General features: G+C 54.6%; 24 protein-coding genes. 17 read left to right on the forward strand and 7 right to left on the reverse strand.

Translation table 11 applies throughout. The annotated features are described in order from the left end of the window. Positions 1-9: 9 nt before the first annotated feature. The 8 genes from ACZ47M_RS07920 to ACZ47M_RS07955 all read left to right on the forward strand — a co-directional run bounded on the left by ACZ47M_RS07920 (position 10) and on the right by ACZ47M_RS07955 (position 7,296). The gene (locus ACZ47M_RS07920; RefSeq protein WP_315342941.1) at positions 10-846 is read left to right on the forward strand and encodes a carbohydrate ABC transporter permease; all 837 of its coding nucleotides are present in this window, start codon (positions 10-12) and stop codon (positions 844-846) included. A 6-nt stretch (positions 847-852) separates the two neighbouring features. Continuing rightward, positions 853-2,103: a glycosyltransferase gene (locus ACZ47M_RS07925; protein ID WP_315342939.1), complete on the forward strand. Its 1,251-nt coding sequence runs from the start codon at positions 853-855 to the stop codon at positions 2,101-2,103. Then, the gene (locus ACZ47M_RS07930) at positions 2,067-2,927 is read left to right on the forward strand and encodes a carbohydrate kinase family protein (RefSeq protein WP_315342937.1); all 861 of its coding nucleotides are present in this window, start codon (positions 2,067-2,069) and stop codon (positions 2,925-2,927) included. The genes ACZ47M_RS07925 and ACZ47M_RS07930 overlap by 37 nt, the downstream gene beginning before the upstream one ends. Before the next feature lies 1 nt (position 2,928). After that, positions 2,929-3,945 carry a TrmB family transcriptional regulator gene (locus ACZ47M_RS07935; protein WP_315342935.1) on the forward strand — a complete coding sequence of 339 codons (1,017 nt, stop codon included), beginning with the start codon at positions 2,929-2,931 and terminating at the stop codon, positions 3,943-3,945. 4 nt (positions 3,946-3,949) lie between these two features. Beyond that, the gene (locus tag ACZ47M_RS07940) at positions 3,950-5,068 is read left to right on the forward strand and encodes an ABC transporter ATP-binding protein (protein ID WP_464883394.1); all 1,119 of its coding nucleotides are present in this window, start codon (positions 3,950-3,952) and stop codon (positions 5,066-5,068) included. 93 nt (positions 5,069-5,161) lie between these two features. Further along, entirely contained in the window at positions 5,162-5,518 is a 357-nt protein-coding gene (locus ACZ47M_RS07945; protein ID WP_315342105.1) for a thioredoxin family protein, read from the forward strand. Between the two features lie 49 nt (positions 5,519-5,567). Further along, positions 5,568-6,650, forward strand: a complete 1,083-nt coding sequence (locus ACZ47M_RS07950; protein WP_315342332.1) for an NAD(P)/FAD-dependent oxidoreductase — start codon at positions 5,568-5,570, stop codon at positions 6,648-6,650. 217 nt (positions 6,651-6,867) lie between these two features. Then, positions 6,868-7,296 (forward strand): pyrimidine dimer DNA glycosylase/endonuclease V, encoded by a 429-nt coding sequence (locus ACZ47M_RS07955; protein ID WP_315342102.1) that lies wholly within the window; start codon positions 6,868-6,870, stop codon positions 7,294-7,296. A 189-nt stretch (positions 7,297-7,485) separates the two neighbouring features. On the opposite strand, the gene ACZ47M_RS07960 is transcribed toward ACZ47M_RS07955, so the two are convergent. Further along, entirely contained in the window at positions 7,486-8,010 is a 525-nt protein-coding gene (locus ACZ47M_RS07960) for a ferritin-like domain-containing protein (protein WP_315342329.1), read from the reverse strand. A 146-nt stretch (positions 8,011-8,156) separates the two neighbouring features. Here ACZ47M_RS07960 and ACZ47M_RS07965 point away from each other — a divergent pair, with 146 nt between their 5' ends. From ACZ47M_RS07965 to ACZ47M_RS07975, 3 genes are all read left to right on the forward strand, one after another. Then, on the forward strand, positions 8,157-9,869 hold the full coding sequence (locus tag ACZ47M_RS07965; RefSeq protein ID WP_315342099.1) for a 2-oxoacid:acceptor oxidoreductase subunit alpha: 1,713 nt from the start codon (positions 8,157-8,159) through the stop codon (positions 9,867-9,869). Then, positions 9,866-10,750: a thiamine pyrophosphate-dependent enzyme gene (locus ACZ47M_RS07970; RefSeq protein ID WP_315342098.1), complete on the forward strand. Its 885-nt coding sequence runs from the start codon at positions 9,866-9,868 to the stop codon at positions 10,748-10,750. The genes ACZ47M_RS07965 and ACZ47M_RS07970 overlap by 4 nt, the downstream gene beginning before the upstream one ends. 186 nt (positions 10,751-10,936) lie before the next feature. After that, positions 10,937-12,166: an FprA family A-type flavoprotein gene (locus ACZ47M_RS07975; RefSeq protein ID WP_315342326.1), complete on the forward strand. Its 1,230-nt coding sequence runs from the start codon at positions 10,937-10,939 to the stop codon at positions 12,164-12,166. On the opposite strand, the gene ACZ47M_RS07980 is transcribed toward ACZ47M_RS07975, so the two are convergent. From ACZ47M_RS07980 to nikR, 5 genes are all read right to left on the reverse strand, one after another. Further along, positions 12,163-12,909, reverse strand: a complete 747-nt coding sequence (locus tag ACZ47M_RS07980) for an ABC transporter ATP-binding protein (RefSeq protein WP_315342095.1) — start codon at positions 12,907-12,909, stop codon at positions 12,163-12,165. The genes ACZ47M_RS07975 and ACZ47M_RS07980 overlap by 4 nt on opposite strands. Beyond that, complete coding sequence (locus ACZ47M_RS07985; RefSeq protein WP_315342324.1) at positions 12,906-13,943, reverse strand: FecCD family ABC transporter permease; 1,038 nt, start codon at positions 13,941-13,943, stop codon at positions 12,906-12,908. The genes ACZ47M_RS07980 and ACZ47M_RS07985 overlap by 4 nt, the downstream gene beginning before the upstream one ends. A 5-nt stretch (positions 13,944-13,948) precedes the next feature. Next, positions 13,949-15,058 carry an iron ABC transporter substrate-binding protein gene (locus ACZ47M_RS07990; protein ID WP_315342092.1) on the reverse strand — a complete coding sequence of 370 codons (1,110 nt, stop codon included), beginning with the start codon at positions 15,056-15,058 and terminating at the stop codon, positions 13,949-13,951. Between the two features lies 1 nt (position 15,059). After that, entirely contained in the window at positions 15,060-15,749 is a 690-nt protein-coding gene (locus ACZ47M_RS07995) for an FmdE family protein (RefSeq protein ID WP_315342089.1), read from the reverse strand. A gap of 114 nt (positions 15,750-15,863) precedes the next feature. Beyond that, complete coding sequence (gene nikR, locus ACZ47M_RS08000) at positions 15,864-16,280, reverse strand: nickel-responsive transcriptional regulator NikR (protein ID WP_315342086.1); 417 nt, start codon at positions 16,278-16,280, stop codon at positions 15,864-15,866. Positions 16,281-16,363: 83 nt separating this feature from the next. Between nikR and hypA the strand changes: the two genes are divergently transcribed. The 5 genes from hypA to ACZ47M_RS08025 are packed head-to-tail and all read left to right on the forward strand — an operon-like array spanning position 16,364 to position 18,585. Beyond that, entirely contained in the window at positions 16,364-16,783 is a 420-nt protein-coding gene (hypA, locus tag ACZ47M_RS08005; protein WP_315342083.1) for a hydrogenase nickel incorporation protein HypA, read from the forward strand. Then, complete coding sequence (locus tag ACZ47M_RS08010; RefSeq protein WP_315342080.1) at positions 16,780-17,505, forward strand: Mrp/NBP35 family ATP-binding protein; 726 nt, start codon at positions 16,780-16,782, stop codon at positions 17,503-17,505. Before hypA ends, ACZ47M_RS08010 begins: the two co-directional genes overlap by 4 nt. 45 nt (positions 17,506-17,550) lie before the next feature. Beyond that, on the forward strand, positions 17,551-17,862 hold the full coding sequence (locus tag ACZ47M_RS08015) for a nucleotidyltransferase domain-containing protein (protein WP_315342077.1): 312 nt from the start codon (positions 17,551-17,553) through the stop codon (positions 17,860-17,862). 14 nt (positions 17,863-17,876) lie between these two features. Then, positions 17,877-18,362 (forward strand): hydrogenase 3 maturation endopeptidase HyCI, encoded by a 486-nt coding sequence (locus ACZ47M_RS08020; RefSeq protein WP_315342076.1) that lies wholly within the window; start codon positions 17,877-17,879, stop codon positions 18,360-18,362. After that, complete coding sequence (locus tag ACZ47M_RS08025; RefSeq protein WP_315342073.1) at positions 18,355-18,585, forward strand: hypothetical protein; 231 nt, start codon at positions 18,355-18,357, stop codon at positions 18,583-18,585. Before ACZ47M_RS08020 ends, ACZ47M_RS08025 begins: the two co-directional genes overlap by 8 nt. Before the next feature lie 58 nt (positions 18,586-18,643). Here the strand turns inward: ACZ47M_RS08025 and mobA are convergent, their stop codons facing one another. Further along, entirely contained in the window at positions 18,644-19,231 is a 588-nt protein-coding gene (gene mobA / locus ACZ47M_RS08030) for a molybdenum cofactor guanylyltransferase MobA (protein WP_315342071.1), read from the reverse strand. Between the two features lie 98 nt (positions 19,232-19,329). On the opposite strand from mobA, the gene ACZ47M_RS08035 reads away from it, so the two are divergent. Then, entirely contained in the window at positions 19,330-19,554 is a 225-nt protein-coding gene (locus ACZ47M_RS08035; protein WP_010479816.1) for a HypC/HybG/HupF family hydrogenase formation chaperone, read from the forward strand. The last annotated feature ends 1 nt before the right edge of the window (position 19,555 follow it).

Genomic DNA, 19,555 nt, shown 5'->3' on the forward strand with positions numbered 1-19,555 from the left:
GTGGGAGAGATGTACGGGGTCAGGACACGTATAAAAATCTCAATAAAGAGCCTGTTAACCCATGCAGTCCTCTGGATCTTCGTCGGGATAATCTTGGTTCCAATTCTCTGGACGTTCTTCACGTCTCTGAAGACCCCTGTGGAGATAGCACACGGAACTATCCTCCCGGAAGCCTGGAGATGGGAAAATTACAGAATAGCATGGGAGCAGGCAGATTTCCCGAGAAAATTCTTAAATAGCTTCATCGTGGCGATAACGGTTACCCTCGGCCAGATAGTCACCTCCGCCATGGCCGGTTACGCCCTCGCTAGGATGGAGTTCAGGGGGAGGGATCTCATATTCAACGGCGCAATAACCTCAATGCTTATCTCCGAGCAGATCATTATAGTCCCACTCTACGTCATGCTCGCTAAGTTCGGGTGGATAGACTCTTACAAGGGACTCGCGATCCCGTGGTTCTTTAACGGCTTTGGGGTCTTCCTCTTTAGACAGTTCTTTCTCACAATCCCGAAGGACATAGAAGAAGCGGCAATAGTTGACGGGGCATCGAGGTTCAGGATACTATGGCAGATCATGCTCCCCCTGGCGACTCCGGCGGTGCTGACGCTCTTCATGTTCACCTTCATAGCGGAGTGGAACTCCCTCTTCAAGTGGCTGATCATTGTCAAGTCCCCAGAGATGAGGAACGTCCAGCTCGGCCTGACCATATTCCAGGAGCAGTTTATCGCCCAGTACAACCTCCTGACAGCGGCTACAATACTCGTTTCCCTGCCGTCGGTAATATTGTTCCTCATCGGTCAAAGGTACTACATCAAAGGTATTGCCACAACAGGAGTTAAGGGGTGATGGGGGATGAAAGTTGCTATGGTAACTCCTCACGGTGATCCCCTCGGGAAGCTCGGCGAGCCCGATACGGGCGGCCAGTGCGTCTATGTTAAGGAGCTAAGCAGGCACTTGGGGGCTTTGGGAGTAAAGGTTGACATATTCACGAGACAGAGGGGTGGAAGGAAGGAGATAGAGTACATAAACGAGAACGTCAGAGTCATCAGGATAGAGTGCGGACCCGAGGGTTTCATCCCCAAGGAGAAGCTCATGCCTTACCTGCCAGAGTTTACGGACAAAGTTTCCGAGTACTTCAAGAAAGAGGGTTACGATATTGTTCACACCCACTACTGGGACGGCGGCTTTGTGGGAATGGAACTCAAGGAGCGCCACGGGGTTAAGATGGTTCACACCTCCCACTCGCTGGGGATCCTGAAGGCTAAGGCTCTCGGCGACTTCGAGCCATACCGTGAAAGGATAGAACTTGAGAAGAGGATCTACGAGACAAGCAATGCAATAGTCGCTACAACGGAGATCGAGAAGAAGGACATTGCAAGCCTCTACGGGGTCGACGAGGGCAAGATATACGTCATCCCCATTGGCGTGGATACGACCTTCTACAAACCCCTAGGCGACAAAAAAGAGCTGAAGAGGGAGCTCGGCCTCCCAAAAGTCCCTCTGGTATTCACCCTCGCAAGGCTCGACCCCAGGAAGGGCCTCGACCTACTGATAAAGAGCGTCCCCTACATAAAGGAGTACTATCAAAGAGACTTTCTCGTGCTCATAAGCACTGGTACCGGGGCGAAGGAAGAGGAGAAGGAGATGAACAAGCTCCTAAGCCTCATTGAGGAGCTTAAAGTCAAGGAACACGTGAAAATCATTCCCGCAATAGAGCCCGTCAGTATGGTTCCCAAGTACTACTCAGCTGCGGACGTCTTCGTTCTGCCTTCACCCTACGAGCCCTTCGGGATAGTCATGCTCGAGGCTATGGCGTGCAAGACTCCAATCGTCGCCACGAAGTTCGGAGGCCCGGCAGAGGTTCTCCAGGACGGCTACGACGGCTTCCTCGTTGACCCGAAGGACTCAAAGGAGATGGGCAAGAAGATAGCCTTACTGCTTGAGGACGAGGAGCTTAGGCAGATATTCGCCGAAAGAGCATACAGGAAGGTTACCGAAAAGTACTCTTGGGACAGTGTAGCTCGGGAAATGAGGAACCTTTACGAGAAGCTGTGGGGGGAAAAGACATGCTGGACGTGCTATCAATCGGAGAGATACTGGTAGACCTGAAGATTATAAACGGGAAGATTAGCATGCACACTGGGGGCTCCTGCCTCAACGTTTCCTTTTATTCCTGGCAGGCAGGGGCGAAGTCCTCGTTTATAGGTACTATAGGGGATGACTTCCTTGGTACCTATATAAAGAAGGAGCTCGAGGAATTGGACTTCAGGCCGGCGCTCTCGGTTGTCGATCGCAACACGACCCTTGTGCTAATAAAGGCCGAGAGGGAGACCCCAATCCCGATAATCTACAGGGGAGCGGACATGTTCATAACAAAGGAGCAGCTGGATGAGAAATGGAAGGACGCAAGGATTGTGCACACATCGGCCTTTGCCCTCTCCCTCTCCCCGGCCAAAGAAACGATACTGGAGGCGCTGAAATCCGCCAAAGAAAATGGAGCTTTAATCTCCGTTGATCCAAACTACAGAAGGTGGATATGGAAAAAGTGGGAAGCGGACGAGAAGGCCCTACTTGAGGCCATTTCACTTGCAGACCTCGTCAAGCCCTCCCTCGACGACGCCAGGGAGCTGCTGGGACGCAAGGACCCAATAGACGTTCTGTGGGGCTTTAAAAACCTGGGGGCCAAAAATGTCATTCTGAGCATGGGCTCGAAGGGTGTCATAGCTCTCACCGAGGAGGGCAGGTACATCAGGGTACCGGCAGAGAAGGCAGAGCTGGTTGACCCAACGGGGGCAGGGGACTCGCTTCTGGGGACGGTGCTGGCAAAGCTCTCACAGGGCTACGACATGGAAGAGGCTATAAGATCCGGGGTAAAAGTTGCCTCAAAGGTCGTCAGTGCGGAGGGAACACTGGTAAAGGTGAGGTAACGTGGAGAGCCTGCTGGAACAGCTCAAGAAGTTTGGGTTCACAAAGTACGAGGCCCTTGCCTACATAACCCTCCTCACCTACGGCCCCCTAACCGCCAGGGGTATTTCCCAGAAGGGCCAGATTCCATACAACCGGACATATGACGTCTTAACTTCCCTTAAAGAGAGAGGCTTCGTTGAGGAGCTGGAGAGCAAGGCCAGGACGTTCGTGGCGGTTGAGCCTGAAGTGGCATTCCACCGCTACAGCAGGTCGCTAAAGGAGCTGGTAGAGGATATCAAGAAGTTTGCAGAGAGTATGAGCGTCAAGGAACAGAAGCACGCGATATGGCGGTTCTCATCCCCCGAGGAAGTCCTCCTGAGCCTGGAAACCATGATGAAGAAGGCAAAGTTCGAGTTCACACTGCTCGCTCCGAAGAGCTTCCTCCCGAAGGTCGAGGACGGGCTCAGAGGGCTTCTGGAGAACGGGGTCACGGTCTCAATCTACACGAACGAGGAGCCAGGCCTAGCCGCGGAAGGGAATGTCTTTATAAGACTGACCGACAAGATAGGGCACATAATCGCCATGAGGGACACCGCTGAGGTTCTTGTCTCCCCCAGTCTGGTCTTCAATGTTGAGGAGGAGCTGCCCTCCGGCTTCAAGTCCAACTTCCCGGAAATAATATTCTCCCACTACATTTATCTCAGGGACATCTTCGAAGAATCGAAGCCTGTGAGTTTCGCGTTGAATGGAAATGGCGAGATTAGGTTCGCGGTGTTCTACCACGCCATTCAGGCAATTGAAAGGCTGTTTGCCGAAAGAGTGGAGTTGGACGCAGAAGTCCACACAACCTCCGGAGAGGTGTTCAGAGGCAGGATTACCGACTTCACCAACACCAAAATAATAAACAATATCTTGTTGGACACAGGGGAGAGGAAGATCCTCGTTGGGGGGCCTTTCTCGATACTTGAGGAGTATGAAGGGATGGGTATCGTGCTTTACCTAAAAAGAACCTACCCCAATGAAGAGTCACGGGGGTGATTTTATGGCAGAAGTGAGGCTTGTCAACGTGTGGAAGCAGTTTGGTGACTTCACCGCGGTTAGGGATATCAACCTCCACATAAAGGATGGGGAGTTCATGATTCTTCTGGGCCCGAGCGGTTGCGGTAAAACAACGACGCTGAGGATGGTAGCCGGCCTCGAGGAGCCCACAAAGGGTCAAATCTACGTCGGGGACACCCTCGTTGCTGACCCCGAGAAGGGAGTCTTCGTTCCCCCCAAGGACAGGGACATCGCCATGGTCTTCCAGAGCTACGCTCTCTATCCACACATGAGTGTTTACGACAACATCGCCTTCCCGCTCAAACTCAGGAAGGTTCCCAAGGACGAGGTAGACAGGCGTGTCAGGGAAGTCGCTGAAATGCTGGGCTTGAGTGAACTCTTAAACAGAAAACCGAGGGAGCTTTCCGGTGGTCAGAGGCAGCGTGTCGCCCTTGGGAGGGCCATCGTCAGGAGGCCCCAGGTGTTCCTCATGGACGAGCCGCTCTCGAACCTGGACGCGAAGCTCAGGGTGAAGATGCGCGCCGAACTGAAGAAGCTCCAGAGGCAGCTTGGGGTCACTACAATCTACGTCACCCACGATCAGGTCGAGGCGATGACGATGGGTGACAGGGTGGCGATCATAAACGCCGGGGAACTCCAGCAGGTTGGGACGCCGGATGAGGTCTACGACAGGCCGGCTAATACATTCGTGGGGGGATTCATCGGCTCGCCGCCCATGAACTTCCTCGATGCAACCGTCACAGAAGACGGTTTCGTGGACTTTGGCCCCTTCAGGCTCAAGCTCCTGCCTGACCAGGTTGAAGTGCTGGAGGAGAAGGGTTACCTCGGAAAGGACGTCATCTTTGGCATTCGCCCGGAGGATGTCTACGACGCCTTCTTTGCCCAGGTGAAGATTCCGGGGGAGAACATGGTCAGGGCCATGGTGGAGATAATTGAGAACCTGGGTGGGGAGAAGATAGTTCACCTGAGTGTTGAGGACGTTGTCTTCACTGGCAAGTTCCCGGCGGAGTCGAAGGTCAGGGAAGGCCAGGAAGTCGATGTGGTCTTCGACATGAACAAAATCCACATCTTTGAAAAGGGCAGCGGAAAGGCAGTCTTCTGAATTTCACCAGAAGATCAGAAGCTCTGGTTTTTGAAAGTTTTTTCACCCAATTTCTTTTAAACCGGGCCTTCTCACTTTCATTGGGGTGAGGGCATGGACGAGCTGGAGATGATAAGGCGCAAGAAGATGCTCGAGCTCATGAAGAGGGCGGGGATGATTGAGGGGAACAACGGGCCAAAGGTCGTCATAGAGGTCATAACCTCACCAGGCTGTCCCTACTGCCCGATAGCGTGGGCGATGGCCCAGGAGCTTGAAAGAAAATACGACGGCGTAATCGCGAGGGAGCTGAGCGTTGCGACTCCAGAAGGTAGGAGGAAGGCCATGGAGCACAACATCCTGGGCACTCCAACGATACTGATAAACAACCGCGTGGAGTTCATAGGCCTCCCGAACTTTGCGGAGTTTGAGAGGAGGGTTAGGGAACTGCTGAGTGCCAGTAGAAAACCTTAGGTTTGCGATTCTTTTTTAACGTCATCTCCCATAATTCCTATCGATGTCTATGAAGGTCGTCATCGTTGGCAACGGGCCCGGAGGGGTTGAGCTCGCAAAAAACCTCTCCGGGGAGTTTGAGGTCACGGTAATCGAGAAGGAGGAACTACCGCACTATTCCAAGCCAATGCTGAGCCACTACATAGCCGGCTTCCTGCCGGAGGAGAAGCTGTTCCCGTATTCTCTGGAATGGTACGACAGGCGGGGGATTGAACTGCGCCTCGGAACCAGTGCCCTCTTCATAGACAGGGCAAAGAGGGTTCTCGCAACTTCAAAGGGCGAGTTCCCCTATGATGTTCTGGTTCTGGCGACGGGCGCGAGGGCAGCGGAACCTGCTGTCCCCGGAAAGGAGCATTTACTAACCCTCAGGACCCTCGACGATGCGAGGAGGATAAAGGAGAAACTTGAGGAAGAGGGAGAGATTGTAATCCTTGGCGGTGGCTTCATAGCCCTCGAGCTTGCGGGCAACGTTGCAAAGGCAGGCTACAGGGTTAAGCTCGTGCACAGGAAGAGAAACCTCCTCGGGCTCGATGAAGAGCTCAGCGAGAGAATAAGAAAAGAACTCGAGGGGATCGGCGTTGAATTCCACCTTGAGACCAACGTTTTGAGCGCCAGCGAGAATGGCCTTAACACGGACAGAGGCTATATCCCGGGACGGCTCAAGGTCTGCGCCTTCGGGATAGCTCCCAACGTCGAGCTGGCACTCAGGAGCGGGATTCAGACCGGGAAAGGGATTCTCATAGACGACAGCTTCAGAACCTCCGCGGAGGGGATTTACGCAATAGGTGACTGCGCGGAATACAATGGTATGATTTTAGGAACTGCACGGGCGGCGGCGGAGCAGGCAAGGGTGTTGGCCAGCATCTTAAAGGGCGAGAGTGCGAGCTACGACTTCTTCGGCTCAACAGTCTTTAAGTTCGCAGACTTAAGCCTGGCAATCATCGGGAGAACGGACGGCGAGGGAAAGTGGCTCGACGACGAAACCAGGGTCTTCTACAGGGGGGATAAGCCAGTCGGTGCCGTTGTGTTTGGGGACCTCAGGAAGGCTCTCAGGCTCGAAAAGGAAATCAGGGAAGCCCTGAACCCCAGCTGAAGACCTTCAAAGCCTGGCTTGAAGACGCCCCCACGTTGGAGTGTACCGGCGGAGGAGGGATGGCACGTGGAAGACCTCGTTAACGGGGCAATGAAACTTGAGAAGATGCTCGCTGGGCAAAATAGGGTTAGCTTGCTGCTTTAGCAAAAAGTCAGTTGCTTGTCGCTGTGGAAAAAAGGTTTAATTGCGTGGCGGAAAATATAGCCGAGGTGATGGAATGCGTTTGTGGTCGATTCATCCGAAGTATTTAGACACAAAAGGTCTGCTTGCCCTCTGGCGCGAAGGTTTGCTGGCTAAAAAAGTGCTGGAAGGAAAAACCAGAGGCTACAGAAATCACCCCCAGCTTGAGAGGTTTAAAAAATCAGAAGATCCGGTCGCTTGCATAAACGCTTATCTCTACGAAGTTTTGCTTGAAGCAAAAAGAAGAGGTTACAATTTCGATGAAAGCAAAATTGATGAAGTGAAGATTGACGGTAAACTGACGGTTACGGACGGGCAGATTGCCTATGAGTTTCAGCACCTGCTAAAAAAGTTAAAATCCAGGGACAGGAGGAAATACGAAGAAATAAAGAACACCAAAGAAATCGAGCCTCATCCCATATTCAAGGTGATAAAAGGGGAAATCGAACCCTGGGAAAAAATCTAACAGCTTCCCCCCGCTTTGCTCCCTCCGACAACACCTAACAAGTTGAGTATCTGACCATGCCTCCTTCGGTGGTTTCACATCAGAACAGGAGTCCTGGCAAGGTGGGTGAAAGACGGAGGAGTATGCAACGCTGGTCTTATAAATGACATGGGTGGCGCTAAGGGGAGCTGAGGGCTGAAAGGGAAAAGGTCAGAAGTTGAAGTTTATGTCCTTCATGAGCTGGTCGTAGAACTCCTCCTTGTAGAGCTCGGGATAGCGGGTTAGGTAGTCATAATGCTTTTTGAGGATGGCGTAGTGGTTGGCCTCCATGTCGGCGAGCATGTTGAGGATAACCTTAGTCTTCTCGTTTGCGGCGTAGCCAGCCAGCTCCCTGTAGAGCCTTTCGCTGACGAGCTCTGCCTCCATGGCTATTTCGTAGACCTCGTCAAGGTTTAGGGTGGGTTTCTTTATCGCTTCGGCCATTTTCTCCGCTATGACCTTGAACTCACCCATTGTGCTGACCTCCATCTTCTGCGGAGTCCCTTCTTCGCTCTGGAATCTCTCGGCCATCTTTTCTACTATCTCGCGGTGCCTGTCCTCCTCCCTTGCCAGGAAGAGCAGTTCGTCCCGTATGATGTCACTCCTGGTTATAGAAGCCAGCTTTTCGTAGGCCTCTTTGGCCTTTATTTCTGCGTTAACCGCTATCTCAAAAACCTCCCTGTCGGTTACTTCCACGGCAATCACCTCAAACTTGTTTCTCCCTTCTCGCATATTAACTTTTTGGGTCATAAATGTGTAACAGTAAACGCGGATGGAAAATTATATAAGGTTGCTTAACGAACCAGATAATGCAAACATCAAAACTTGTGGGAGCTGAGAGGATGGCTGAGTTTAAAGACGAAGTCTCGATAGTCCTGGGCGGGGCGGCCGGACAGGGCGTGCAGACGGTCGAGGAGATACTTACTTATGCACTCAAGAAGTCAGGCTACCACGTCTATGCAAACAAGGAGTACATGTCCCGCGTCAGGGGTGGCATTAACACCACCGAAATAAGGGTCTCATCAAGGCGCGTGAGGGCCTTTGTGAAGAGGATAGACATCCTCGTGCCCTTCAACAGGGGCACCCTGGGCTGGGTAAAGGACAGGTTGGGCGAAGGCACCGTTGTCCTTGGAGAGAAGGAAAATATCGAGGAGGCCTTTTTGGGGAAAATACACCTCGTCGAGGTTCCGCTTACGAAGATGGCCATGGAGGTTGGAAGCCAGCTCTACCCCAACACGATTGCGGCTGGCCTGATAGTGGGGCTCTTCCACGGCGATTTCAGTGCCGTCGAGGAGTACGTAAGGAAGCGCTTCGGGAGCAAAGATGAAAACGTCGTGAAGAAGAACGTTGAGGCCGCTAAGAAGGGCTACGAGCTTGGGGTTAAGCTCTGCGAGGAAGGGGCAATAAGGGTCGAAATCTCGAGGGACGAGAAGGTTAGGGACGAGGTTCTTCTAACCGGGACGGAGGCCGTGGGAATAGGAGCCCTGGCCGGGGGCATGAACTTCCTGAGCTTCTATCCAATGAGCCCGTCAACGGGCGTTTCCACCTTCGCGGCCCAGCACGCTGAAGAGTTTGGGATAGTCGTTGAACAGGTCGAGGACGAGATAGCGGCGATAAACATGGCCCTTGGGGCCTGGTTCGCGGGGGCGAGGGCAATGGTGAGCACCTCGGGCGGCGGCTTCGCCCTCATGAGCGAGGCGATAAGCTTGGCTGGAATGGCCGAGAACCCGGTAGTAATCCATCTCGCCCAGAGGCCCGGGCCCGCAACTGGTTTGCCGACGAGAACCATGCAGGGAGACCTTAACCTCGTCCTCTACGCCGGCCACGGCGACTTCCCGAGGATAATCCTCGCCCCGGGAAGCCTTGAGGAGGCGTTCTACCTCACCGCGGAGGCCTTTAACCTGGCCGACAGATACCAGGTGCCTGTTATGATCCTCACCGACCAGTACTTCGTGGACACCTACTACAACCTGCCAGCGCCGGATGTGGGAAAAGTCAGGTTCGAGCGCCACATCGTTGAAGCGAAGCCCGGCTATAGGAGATACGAGCTTACCGAGGACGGAATTTCCCCGAGGGCCATCCCCGGCTATGGGGAGGAGGTAATAATAGGCAACGGAAACGAGCACGACGAGTGGGGGGACATAACGGAAGACGCTGGGCTGACGATAAAGATGCAGGAAAAGAGGGCGATAAGGAAGCTCGAAACAATAAAGAGGAACGCCCCGCTTCCGAAGCTCGTTGGAAATGAAAACGCGAAGTACCTTGTGGTCAGCTGGGGCTCAACCTTCCATGTCGTGGAGGAGGCCCTGGAGAAGCTCGGGAGCGGGAAAGTGGCACACTTACACTTTAGCTGGGTCTACCCGATCAACCCGGAGGTCAGGAGGTTCTTCGAGGGCAAGAAGGTGATAGTGGTGGAGAACAACGTGACCGGCCAGTTCGCCGATTTGCTCTGGAAGGAGCTCGGCGTTAAGGCAAACCACAGGGTTCTGAAGTACGACGGGAGGCCCTTCTCGGTTGAGGAGGTTCTTGAGGCCTTAAAGGGGGTGGTAGAATGAACGTCCAGCTTCCCACTGGGAGGGAGCTCTTCGAGTCAAAGAGACCGGGGAGCGCGGACGTAGCCTGGTGCCCGGGCTGCGGAAACTTCGGCATAAGGAACATACTCATCTCCGCTTTAGCTGAACTCGGCTTAAAACCTAACCAGGTCGCGATAATCAGCGGAATTGGGCAAGCAGCAAAGATGCCCCATTACATCAACGCCAACGGCTACCACACGCTCCATGGTAGGGCAATACCCATAGCTACTGGCGTTAAGGCCTCAAACCCGGAGCTTACCGTCATAGCGGAAGGCGGAGATGGGGACATGTACGCCGAGGGCGGAAACCACCTGCTGCACGCGATAAGGAGGAACCCGGACATAACCGTTCTTATCCACGACAACCAGGTTTACGGCCTCACCAAGGGGCAGGCCTCGCCGACGACGATGAAGGGAATGAAAACTCCGACACAGCCCTGGGGCGTCTTTGAGGAGCCCTTCAACCCTGTCGCGCTTGCGGTGGCTTTGAACGCCTCTTTCGTGGCGAGGACGTTCATGGGCTACTTCAGGGAGAGCGTGGAGATAATCAAGAAAGCAATCCAGCACAAAGGGCTCGCGATAGTCGACATCCTGCACCCCTGCGTCAGCTTCAACAAGGTGAACACCTACACGTGGTACAGGGAGCACACCTACTGGATGGACGACCACGACCCCTACGACAGGGAAGCGGCGTTTAAACGCGCCCTCGAGAGCGACCCGCTCCCGCTGGGGATATTCTACATAAACGAGAGGCCAACCTTTGAGGAGATGGTTCCGGCCTACTGGAAGGACAGGACGCCGCTCTGGAAGCGCGAGCCGAGGCTGGAGCTGGTGAAGAAGTTCTTCGAGGCCAGGAAGCTCTGATGGCATTGCGGTCTTTCTTTTCTGAGGTTTAAAATTGACTGGGATGTTTGCTGTGAAAGCTGGGGGCTCCCGGATCTGGAGGTCTTTGAGTTCCCGGGTGAGGGGCCGAGGAAACAACCCTGTCCAGAACCTTTGGTTTGGGGAAAGCTTTTTATGTTTTCGCACCAGGTGAGTTCGGTGATGGACATGCCGCAGGTACGAGTTGAAAAGGTGTGCTCGGATCCTGAGGTACACCTGATAAGGATTGACGATGACCGGATAAAGTACTTCGAGGCCACCTGGGACATCCCGGAGGGGATAACCTACAACGCCTACCTTATGAAGCTGAAGGACGCGGTTGTGCTCTTCGATACAGCCAAAGGGGACTATACCGACCTCTTCATGGAGGCGTTGAGAAAGCTCGTTGACCCGAAGGAGATAACGCACATAATAGTCCACCACACGGAGCCCGACCACAGCGGGGCACTGCCGAAGGTTCTTGAGGAGAACGGTTACAGGGCTCAGATAATAGGCACGGCCTTCGCGAGGAACCTCCTCCAGGGGTTCTACGGTGAGAAGGTCGTTGAGAACTTCAGGGTCGTCAATGATGGGGAAGAGATGCAGATCGGGGGCAAAACCTTCCGCTTCATAGCCGTCCCCTGGCTCCACTGGCCGGACACGATGATAACATACGTGGTTGAAGATAAGCTCATCTTCTCCTGCGACGCGGGCGGCGGCTACGGAATTCCGGAAAGTATAGACGACAGCGACGGGAAAGTTGTTGAGGAGTATTTACCACACGTCACCAAGTACATCGTTACGGTCATCGGCCACTACCACAAGTACATCGTCCAGAACATAAAGAAGCTCAAGGAGCTTGGAATCATTGAAAGCGCTAAGATGATACTTCCTGGCCACGGACTCGTGTGGAGAAAGAACCCGATGAGGATTTTCGAGCACTACGAGCGCGTCGGCGCTGGAATTCCCACGAAGGACAAAGTTTTAGTAATCTACGACTCGATGTACGGCTTCGTTGAGGGGAGGATGGAGATAGTTATCGATGAGCTGAAGAAGCTCAACAAGAAGCCAATCGTTTACCGCTTCACTGACAAGGAGGCCTCGGCTGTGAGCGACATCCTCGGCGAGGTTCCAGACAGCGAGGCCCTGATAATAGGGGTCTCAACTTACGAAGCCGACATCCACCCACGCATACGTTATGTCCTCTACGAGATATTCGACAAGACCAACTACGAGAAGCCAGTCCTCATCGTCGGCGCCTTCGGCTGGGGCGGCGTCGCTGGCAAGAAGATAGAGGGCCTCATAACCACGAGCAAGTTCGACCTCGTTGACACGGTCGAGAGCAGGGGAATGCCTGCCAAAGAAGACGAGGAAAAGCTCCGCGAAGGAGTTAGGAAGCTCGTGAGCTGGATAAGCTAAACGGGCACGACGAGGGGGGTTCCCCCTATTTCTTCTATTACCACATCAACCCCGTAAACCTCCCGGAAGAGGGAGGGTTTCAGTATCTCCTTCCCGCCGTCAGCAACTATTCTGCCGTTTTTCATGAAAACAAACCGCCTGGCAAAGCGAAGGGCAAGGTTGACGTCGTGCATCACCAGAATGCTCGTTCCGCCCTCTGAGGAGAAATCCCTCGCGAAGCGCATAACTTCAAGCTGGCTCCTTATGTCGAGGTTGTTGGTTGGTTCGTCCAGCATGAGGATCCTCGGTTCCTGGGCCAGCGCCCGGGCAATGCTTACCTTCTGCAGCTCACCGCCGCTCAGTTTGTTGGTTGTTTTCAGGGCAAGGCCGGCTATCCCTATTCTTTCCAGCGCCCTTCTGGTGGCCTCGAGGTCTTCCTTCGACGGCCTCAGCCCCATGTAGGGCCTCCTCCCGAGGAGAACCGTGTCGAAAACCGTCATGAAGCCCGGTTCTGTTCTTTGGGGAACGTAGGCAATTATTTTAGCTAACTCGTTCCTGGAATACCTCTCCAAGGGTTTTCCAAAGACCTCTACACCCCTGCACCTCAAAATCCCGGCGATGCACCTGAGGAGGGTGCTCTTTCCTGCCCCGTTCGGGCCGAGGATGGCAACTAACTCGCCCTCCTCGACCTCGAGGTTTATTTCTCTGAGAACCTCGACGCCGTTGTAGGAAAAGCTGAGGTTTTCGATCGTTATGGCCTTCATCCCCTCCTCCCCTCCATCCTGATGAGCAGGTAGAGGAACACCGGTGCCCCTAAGAAAGACATCACAACCCCAACCGGAAGCACCATTGGAGCCACTATCAGTCTGGCAACGGTATCGGCCGTCACGAGCAGGAGCGCACCCGTGAGGGCCGAGAGCGGTATCAGGAAGCGGTAGTCACCACCGGCGATGAGCCTCATGGTGTGCGGCGCTATAAGGCCGACGAAACCGATGACCCCGACGAAAGCAACGCCGACGGCAGTTATCAGCGCCGCGAGGAATGTGGATACGAGTCGAACCCTCTCGACCTCAACGCCGACGCTCTTCGCCACCTCGTCTCCTGAGGCTGAGGCGTTCAGGTCCCACCCCTTTATGACGAAGTAAACGAAGACCGGGATGAACACGGCAAGCATTATGGCGTTCTCCCTCCAGGTCGCTCTTCCGAGGTCTCCGAAGCTCCAGTAGACCATCGCTGCTAACTGAAGCTCGTTGGCAAGGTACTGGACGAAGGTGGTAAGCGCGGTGAAGAGGGAGCTCATGGCAACTCCTGCGAGGATTATGGCCTCAGGGGACAGGCCTTTGAGCCCCGCTAAGAACAGGATTACCCCGACAGCTGTTATCGCGCCGATGAAGGCGAAGAGCACCACTAAGTAGGGGTTGTTGAGGAATACCTTCCCCGAGCTCGTGGAGTAGCCGGCACCGAGGAGTATCGCAAGGGAAGCGCCGAACATGGCCCCGTGGGAGACGCCCATTGTGAAGGGCGAGGCAAGGGGGTTCCTAAGGAAACCCTGCATCACCGCACCTGCAACGGCGAGGGAAGAGCCAACTAAAAGGCCTGCCACTATGCGCGGCATGCGGACCTTCCAGATGACGAGGAGGGCATTCTCGCTCCCCTTTCCACGGAGGGCATCGAGCACCTCCCAGAAGGAGAGGGAGTAGGAGCCTTGGGAGAGGGAGTAGAGGCTGACTAAGATGGTAAAGAGCAAGAGGAGGAGGCCAATGAAAAACTTCCTGGCAACGTACTTCTCGTAGTCCATAGCCATCACGGTGAGGAGTAGTTAACGGTTCCGTTCGCGAGGTTTATCTTCCCGAAGCCGCCGAACTGCCCGGCCATCTCCCTGTAAACTGGCTTCCCGACGAGGAAAGTGTATATTTCGTCGGCCTTCTTCTCCGGATCAACGTCGCTGAAGCGCTCGGGATAAAGGACCTTCCCGATGTAGTAGGCATCCGCCAGCGCGGTGTCTATGTTGGTGGTGTAGTAGTTGAAGGGGAGTAACCCGTAGACGTTGCCGTTCTTTACTGCCTTCAGCGAGCTGTAAAATTCGGGGTTCTTCCTGTAGTCGTCGAGGACGAGGTTCAACCCGCCTTCGTCGATGAAGATGTAGTCCGGCTGCCACTCGAGGAGCTTCTCCTTATCTATGAAGTAGTGCTCTTTGCCGAGTTCGCTGGCGACGTTGTGGGCCCTAACAGCTACGAAGGGAGGATACTCCCCCTCGGTGCTCTCTATACCTTGGGAGCCCCTGTAGCCTATCCCGCCGACGTAGGACCTCTTTGGTTCCACTCCTTCAGTGCGCTTTGAAAGGTCGTCTTGGAGGGATTTGATGAAGTTTATGACTTCCTTAGCTCTCTTTTCCTTTCCGAGTATCTTTCCAGCGAGCTCAAGGGACTTGAAGAGCTCCTCATCGTTGAAGGTTCCAAGAGCACCGTAGCTGAGAACAACCACCGGAATCCCTGTCTTCTCCTGTATATCGTCCGCTGTCTTCACATCGACGTAGGTCATGAATATAACGTCGGGCTTGAGGTTTATCAGGGCCTCCTCGTTTGGAAGTTTCCCGGGCCCGCCGGGCCCTATGCTGGGAAGATTTTTGAGTTCCGGATGGGCCATGATGTAGGGCCTGCCGTTGGGGGAGGATTTCTCAAGGTCTTCAACGCCACACACCATGTCGCTGGCGTTGAGGTAGACGATGAGCCTCAGCGCACCCGGGCCGGCGGCTACAACCTTAGTGACCTTAGCCGGCACCTCGACCGTTCTCCCCAGGGAGTCAGTGACGGTCATTGTTCCCTTACCGGGGTCCCCCGTGTTCGTGCTCCCTATGCAACCGCTGGTGAATACGACAAGCACGATAATGAAAAGGGAGAGTAACTTTCTCATTTCACCTCCCCCCGAGTTCGACTATTCCACTGCCGACAACGCCGAGGTACTTTTCCCCGGCACAGCGGAGGCAGAAGGGCTTCCCGTCAATGTAAGCGGCCCTCGTCTCCATGACGAGTTCACCGCACTTCGAGCAGCGAACGCTATCGAATATGGGCGCCTGCTCTATAGGCGGCACTTTAACGCGCTCGACCTTGAACTCCTCCCCTGGTAAGTGGAGCATTGTGTGCCCTATTTCCTCCCAGAGCTCCCTGAGCTTTGCCCTCTCCTCCGGGGTTCCTCTCCTTTCCCTGATAACTTTGTTGAAGAGCTCCCTCGCCCCCGGAGGATAGTACCTGGCCAGCTTTTCGGCGTCCGCGTAGACCCTCACCCCTTCCCAGGTAGAGCGCTTCACGAGCGTCAGGGCTGTCTTTCCGAGGTCAAAGTAAATCAGCGAGTTGTTCCCGAGGGTGCAGCCCGTTGTGACCTGCACGCCGTCGGTGAAGCAGTTGTTAACTTCAACTATGGCTAAGATGCTCTCGTCAACGCTTCCTGAGTAGTCGAGCCTTCCGACGCCGAGTTCTTCCATGGCCAGGAGGGAGGCCCTTACCCCGAGCGCGAGGTAGGGGCAGACGTGCCCGTGGAACTCCCTCGCGTACTCGAGGATGCCCTCGAGGTCTTTTTCTTCGACGAGCCTGTTAAGGGCGAGCATGGTATCACCAACCACTGAAAAAGTAGCACGATTTTTAACAATTTTCTAATCCTGGTGTTATTAACCGGAGGTTGCAAACGTCTAAAGAACCCAAAAACAGAGTGCCCCTGGAGCCTAAACCAGCTCCTTTCCTGTTCCGGTCATGACTAGCTTCCCGTGCTTTACCCCCTTCAGGCTCAACAGCCTGTCGGCTATCTCCTTTATCCTGCTCGCCTTTCCCTTGACGATGACAACTTCAAGGCAGTTGTGCTCGTCCATGTGGACGTGGATGCTCGAGATTATCTCCTCGAGGTAGTCGTGCTGCAAATCGAGGAGTTCCCTCACAACGTCGGCCTCGTCATGGTTGTAGAGCATCGTTATAGTCCCGGCCACCTCAGCGTCGCCCTGCTCCCACTCGTGCCTGACTATGAAGTCGCGCATCATATCGCGTATGGCCTCGCTCCTGTTGACGTAGCCCTTCTCCCCGATGATCCTGTCGAACTTTTCAAGGAGCTCCTCGGGAACCGAAACGCCAAAGCGAACGACGCCCATGGTCTCACCCGATACCGGTTCAACGTATGGTTTTAAACTCAACCCTTTTTAAGGTAGCACCTCCAACGCCCAATGGTGATAGCATGCACGAGTGGGCCTTGGCGGATGCCATAGTTAGGACTGTCCTCGATTACGCCAACAGGGAGGGGGCGGAGCGCGTTAAGGCCGTAAAGGTGGTTCTCGGCGAACTGCAGGACGTTGCGGAGGACATAGTGAAGTTCGCCATGGAACAGCTTTTTGCTGGAACAATAGCTGAAGGCGCGGAGATAATCTTTGAGGAGGAGGAAGCGGCTTTCAGGTGCAGGAACTGTGGCCATGAGTGGAAGCTCAAGGAGGTGAAAGACAAGTTTGACGAGCGCATCAGGGAGGACATCCACTTCATCCCAGAGGTGGTGCACGCCTTTATGGCCTGTCCGAGGTGCGGGAGCCACGACTTTGAAGTTGTTCAGGGCAGGGGCGTTTACGTCGCTGGAATAAAGATCGAGAAGGGGGGAAAAGCATGATGGACCCGCGCGGGATAGCCATAAGCGCGAGGCTTGAGAACGTCAGGAGGATCATCCCGGTCGTCAGCGGGAAGGGAGGCGTCGGAAAGTCGCTGGTTTCCACAACGCTGGCTCTAGCTTTGGCCGAAAAAGGCCATAAAGTCGGCCTCCTTGACTTAGACTTCCACGGGGCGAGCGACCACGTCATCCTCGGCTTCGAGCCGGGGGAGTTTCCTGAGGAGGACAAGGGCGTTGTTCCGCACACGGTCCACGGAATCAAGTTTATGACGATAGCCTACTACACCGAGGACAGGCCGACGCCGCTCCGCGGGAAGGAGATAAGCGATGCCCTGATCGAGCTCCTGACGATAACCCGCTGGGATGAACTCGACTACCTCGTCATTGACATGCCCCCGGGTTTGGGCGACCAGCTCCTCGATGTGCTCCGCTTCCTGAAGAGGGGTGAGTTCTTGGTGGTGGCAACGCCCTCAAAGCTCGCCATCAGCGTCGTCAGAAAGCTCGTCCAGCTCCTCCTCGAGGAGGGGCACAGGGTCCTCGGAATGGTGGAAAACATGAAGCTGGACGAGGAAAAGGACGTCGAGGCTCTGGCAAAGGAGTTCGGAATTCCCTACCTGGCGGGGATACCCTTCTACCCAGACCTCGACGCTAAGATAGGAAACGCTGACAAACTCATGGAGACCGAGTTCGCGGAGAGGATAAGGGAGGTAGCCGGAAAGCTCTGAGCGAAAGGGTTTTCTCCAGTTTTCAAATTTGTTTAGGGGTCAAGAATGATGGAAAAAGAACCCATCAAGGAAACGGTTGTCGAGGTCTGCGGGGAACTAGGGATAGGGCTGGAGGAAGTCGTCCTCTTCGGCTCCCGCGCGAGGGGGGATTTTAGTGAGGATAGCGACTGGAATATCCTACTCGTTACCGGGAGAGAGCTTGGCTGGAAGGAGCGCCTCCGCCTCAGTGGGGAGATAAGGAAAAGGCTCTACGAAATGAAGCCCACTACCTCTCGGATTTTGCCGTTGAAGTTGGATATCCGGGCTACTACACTGTTCCGGGGGAGATTGCCGCTAGTTCCGGTTTGTGCTGGATAATTGGGGTGTTTCCAATGAAGGCTCTCGAAGAAATCTTCGAAGGAAAAAAGCGGATAGTAATCTGCGGCATCGGCAACGAGGTCCGAGGGGATGACGCCTTTGGTGTTTTAGTTGCAGAGAAGCTTAAGGAGCTCCTTAACCGCTCGAAAGTCCTCGTTCTGAACTGCGGCGAAGTGCCGGAGAGCTACGTGGGAAAAATCATCTCCTTTAAGCCAGACTTAGTCGTCTTTGTGGACGCGGTTGACTTTGGAGGGGAGCACGGGGAGCTGATAATCGCCGATCCCGAGGGAACGATGGGGGAGGTGGTCTCGACTCACAGCCTGCCCCTGAGGTTGCTCGTGAAATACCTAAAGGTGCAGACTAAGGCTGATTTCGTCTTAATAGGTTGCCAGTCGGCTTCAACTGGACTCTTCGAGGAGCCGAGCGAGCTGATAAAAGAACGCGCTGAGGGGGTAGCAGAGGAGCTCGCGAGGATCCTGGATAGTGGTGGGTATGATTGAATACGTTTGGCTTGTGGCCGGTATCCTGGGCGTTGTCTTCGCCATGTTAGACCTGAAAGCTGGGGAGAACAAGGAGGAGACGCTGAAAGACCTATTCCTCGGCACAGGCTTCTTGCTGTGGTATCTCCGAAGGGACGTTCTCGGCTCCGTCTTCATGCTTGCGGCGGCGCTCGTTTACCTGCCCGAGTTCAGGAAGAAATTGATCAGGTGGAGGCACGGATGAGAGAATGCAAAAACCTGCGAAGCCACCGAGCGGAACTCGACAGACCGCTCCAAAGGGGTCACAGAACCCTTTCCCGGGTGCCCCTGATTCTCTCCAGATCCTCCCTCGTGTTCACGTTGAAGAAGCTCTCCCTCCAATCCACCGGAAGGCTCTCGATTTCGATGTAGCAGGCGTCGCTTTCCCTTATTGCCCGATTTATGGAATACTGCCCTGCTCTGATCTTCTCTTCCAAAAGCTCCCTGAACTCCGAAGAATAGGCTGCATGGAGCGGCTCAAGGTAGCCGTTGCCCCATCTCGGAACGCAGACGGGCTTTTTTTCCGAATAAAAGAGCTCAACTATGAAGTCAACGAACTCCGGAACGAGGAGGGGCATGTCCCCCGCCACGACAAAGGCGTCTCCCCGGGATAAGGCCGTGTAGAGGCCGCCGATGGGGCCGACGAGGAGCTCATCAACAACGACGTTGCCAAAGGGCCTGAGCTTCTCGGCGTTTTCGGGGGAGGCCACTATAACGATTTCATCTATTGAGTCAGCTTTTTCGAGCCTCTCAATTGTGTGGAGGATCAGGGGTTTGCCGCTTATCCTGAAGAGGAGCTTGTCTCCGCCGAAGCGCCTCCCAGAGCCCCCTGCCAGAACCGCGGCAATCATGTTGCGGGGTTGGGTTCGGGGTTTTTAGGTTTGCGGTTTCAAACCGTAGGTTTAGAAAATATCTAAAAAGGCCTGCGAGAACTGTCAGGGGTGAAAAAATGTGCTTAGCTGTCCCGGGAAGGATCATCGAGATCGAAGGAAAAACCGCCATCGTTGATTTCGGAGGCGTTAAGAGGGAGGTGAGGCTCGACCTCCTCCCTGAGGCCAAGGTGGGCGATTACGTGATAGTTCACACGGGCTTTGCCATAGAGAGGCTCGACGAAAAGAGGGCACTTGAGATACTCGAGGCCTGGGCAGAGGTCGAGAGGGCCCTGGGGGGCTGAC

The organism is Thermococcus waiotapuensis, assembly GCF_055384795.1.

What these genes read in the sequence shown, in the direction of transcription:
- ACZ47M_RS07920 (WP_315342941.1), top strand. Translation starts at nt 10, where the DNA reads ATGTACGGGGTCAGGACACGTATAAAAATCTCAATAAAGAGCCTGTTA.
- ACZ47M_RS07925 (WP_315342939.1), top strand. Translation starts at nt 853, where the DNA reads ATGAAAGTTGCTATGGTAACTCCTCACGGTGATCCCCTCGGGAAGCTC.
- ACZ47M_RS07930 (WP_315342937.1), top strand. Translation starts at nt 2,067, where the DNA reads ATGCTGGACGTGCTATCAATCGGAGAGATACTGGTAGACCTGAAGATT.
- ACZ47M_RS07940 (WP_464883394.1), top strand. Translation starts at nt 3,950, where the DNA reads ATGGCAGAAGTGAGGCTTGTCAACGTGTGGAAGCAGTTTGGTGACTTC.
- ACZ47M_RS07945 (WP_315342105.1), top strand. Translation starts at nt 5,162, where the DNA reads ATGGACGAGCTGGAGATGATAAGGCGCAAGAAGATGCTCGAGCTCATG.
- ACZ47M_RS07950 (WP_315342332.1), top strand. Translation starts at nt 5,568, where the DNA reads ATGAAGGTCGTCATCGTTGGCAACGGGCCCGGAGGGGTTGAGCTCGCA.
- ACZ47M_RS07955 (WP_315342102.1), top strand. Translation starts at nt 6,868, where the DNA reads ATGCGTTTGTGGTCGATTCATCCGAAGTATTTAGACACAAAAGGTCTG.
- ACZ47M_RS07965 (WP_315342099.1), top strand. Translation starts at nt 8,157, where the DNA reads ATGGCTGAGTTTAAAGACGAAGTCTCGATAGTCCTGGGCGGGGCGGCC.
- ACZ47M_RS07970 (WP_315342098.1), top strand. Translation starts at nt 9,866, where the DNA reads ATGAACGTCCAGCTTCCCACTGGGAGGGAGCTCTTCGAGTCAAAGAGA.
- ACZ47M_RS07975 (WP_315342326.1), top strand. Translation starts at nt 10,937, where the DNA reads ATGCCGCAGGTACGAGTTGAAAAGGTGTGCTCGGATCCTGAGGTACAC.
- ACZ47M_RS07980 (WP_315342095.1), bottom strand. Translation starts at nt 12,909, where the DNA reads ATGAAGGCCATAACGATCGAAAACCTCAGCTTTTCCTACAACGGCGTC.
- ACZ47M_RS07985 (WP_315342324.1), bottom strand. Translation starts at nt 13,943, where the DNA reads ATGGACTACGAGAAGTACGTTGCCAGGAAGTTTTTCATTGGCCTCCTC.
- ACZ47M_RS07990 (WP_315342092.1), bottom strand. Translation starts at nt 15,058, where the DNA reads ATGAGAAAGTTACTCTCCCTTTTCATTATCGTGCTTGTCGTATTCACC.
- ACZ47M_RS07995 (WP_315342089.1), bottom strand. Translation starts at nt 15,749, where the DNA reads ATGCTCGCCCTTAACAGGCTCGTCGAAGAAAAAGACCTCGAGGGCATC.
- nikR (WP_315342086.1), bottom strand. Translation starts at nt 16,280, where the DNA reads ATGGGCGTCGTTCGCTTTGGCGTTTCGGTTCCCGAGGAGCTCCTTGAA.
- hypA (WP_315342083.1), top strand. Translation starts at nt 16,364, where the DNA reads ATGCACGAGTGGGCCTTGGCGGATGCCATAGTTAGGACTGTCCTCGAT.
- ACZ47M_RS08010 (WP_315342080.1), top strand. Translation starts at nt 16,780, where the DNA reads ATGATGGACCCGCGCGGGATAGCCATAAGCGCGAGGCTTGAGAACGTC.
- ACZ47M_RS08015 (WP_315342077.1), top strand. Translation starts at nt 17,551, where the DNA reads ATGATGGAAAAAGAACCCATCAAGGAAACGGTTGTCGAGGTCTGCGGG.
- ACZ47M_RS08020 (WP_315342076.1), top strand. Translation starts at nt 17,877, where the DNA reads ATGAAGGCTCTCGAAGAAATCTTCGAAGGAAAAAAGCGGATAGTAATC.
- ACZ47M_RS08025 (WP_315342073.1), top strand. Translation starts at nt 18,355, where the DNA reads ATGATTGAATACGTTTGGCTTGTGGCCGGTATCCTGGGCGTTGTCTTC.
- mobA (WP_315342071.1), bottom strand. Translation starts at nt 19,231, where the DNA reads ATGATTGCCGCGGTTCTGGCAGGGGGCTCTGGGAGGCGCTTCGGCGGA.
- ACZ47M_RS08035 (WP_010479816.1), top strand. Translation starts at nt 19,330, where the DNA reads ATGTGCTTAGCTGTCCCGGGAAGGATCATCGAGATCGAAGGAAAAACC.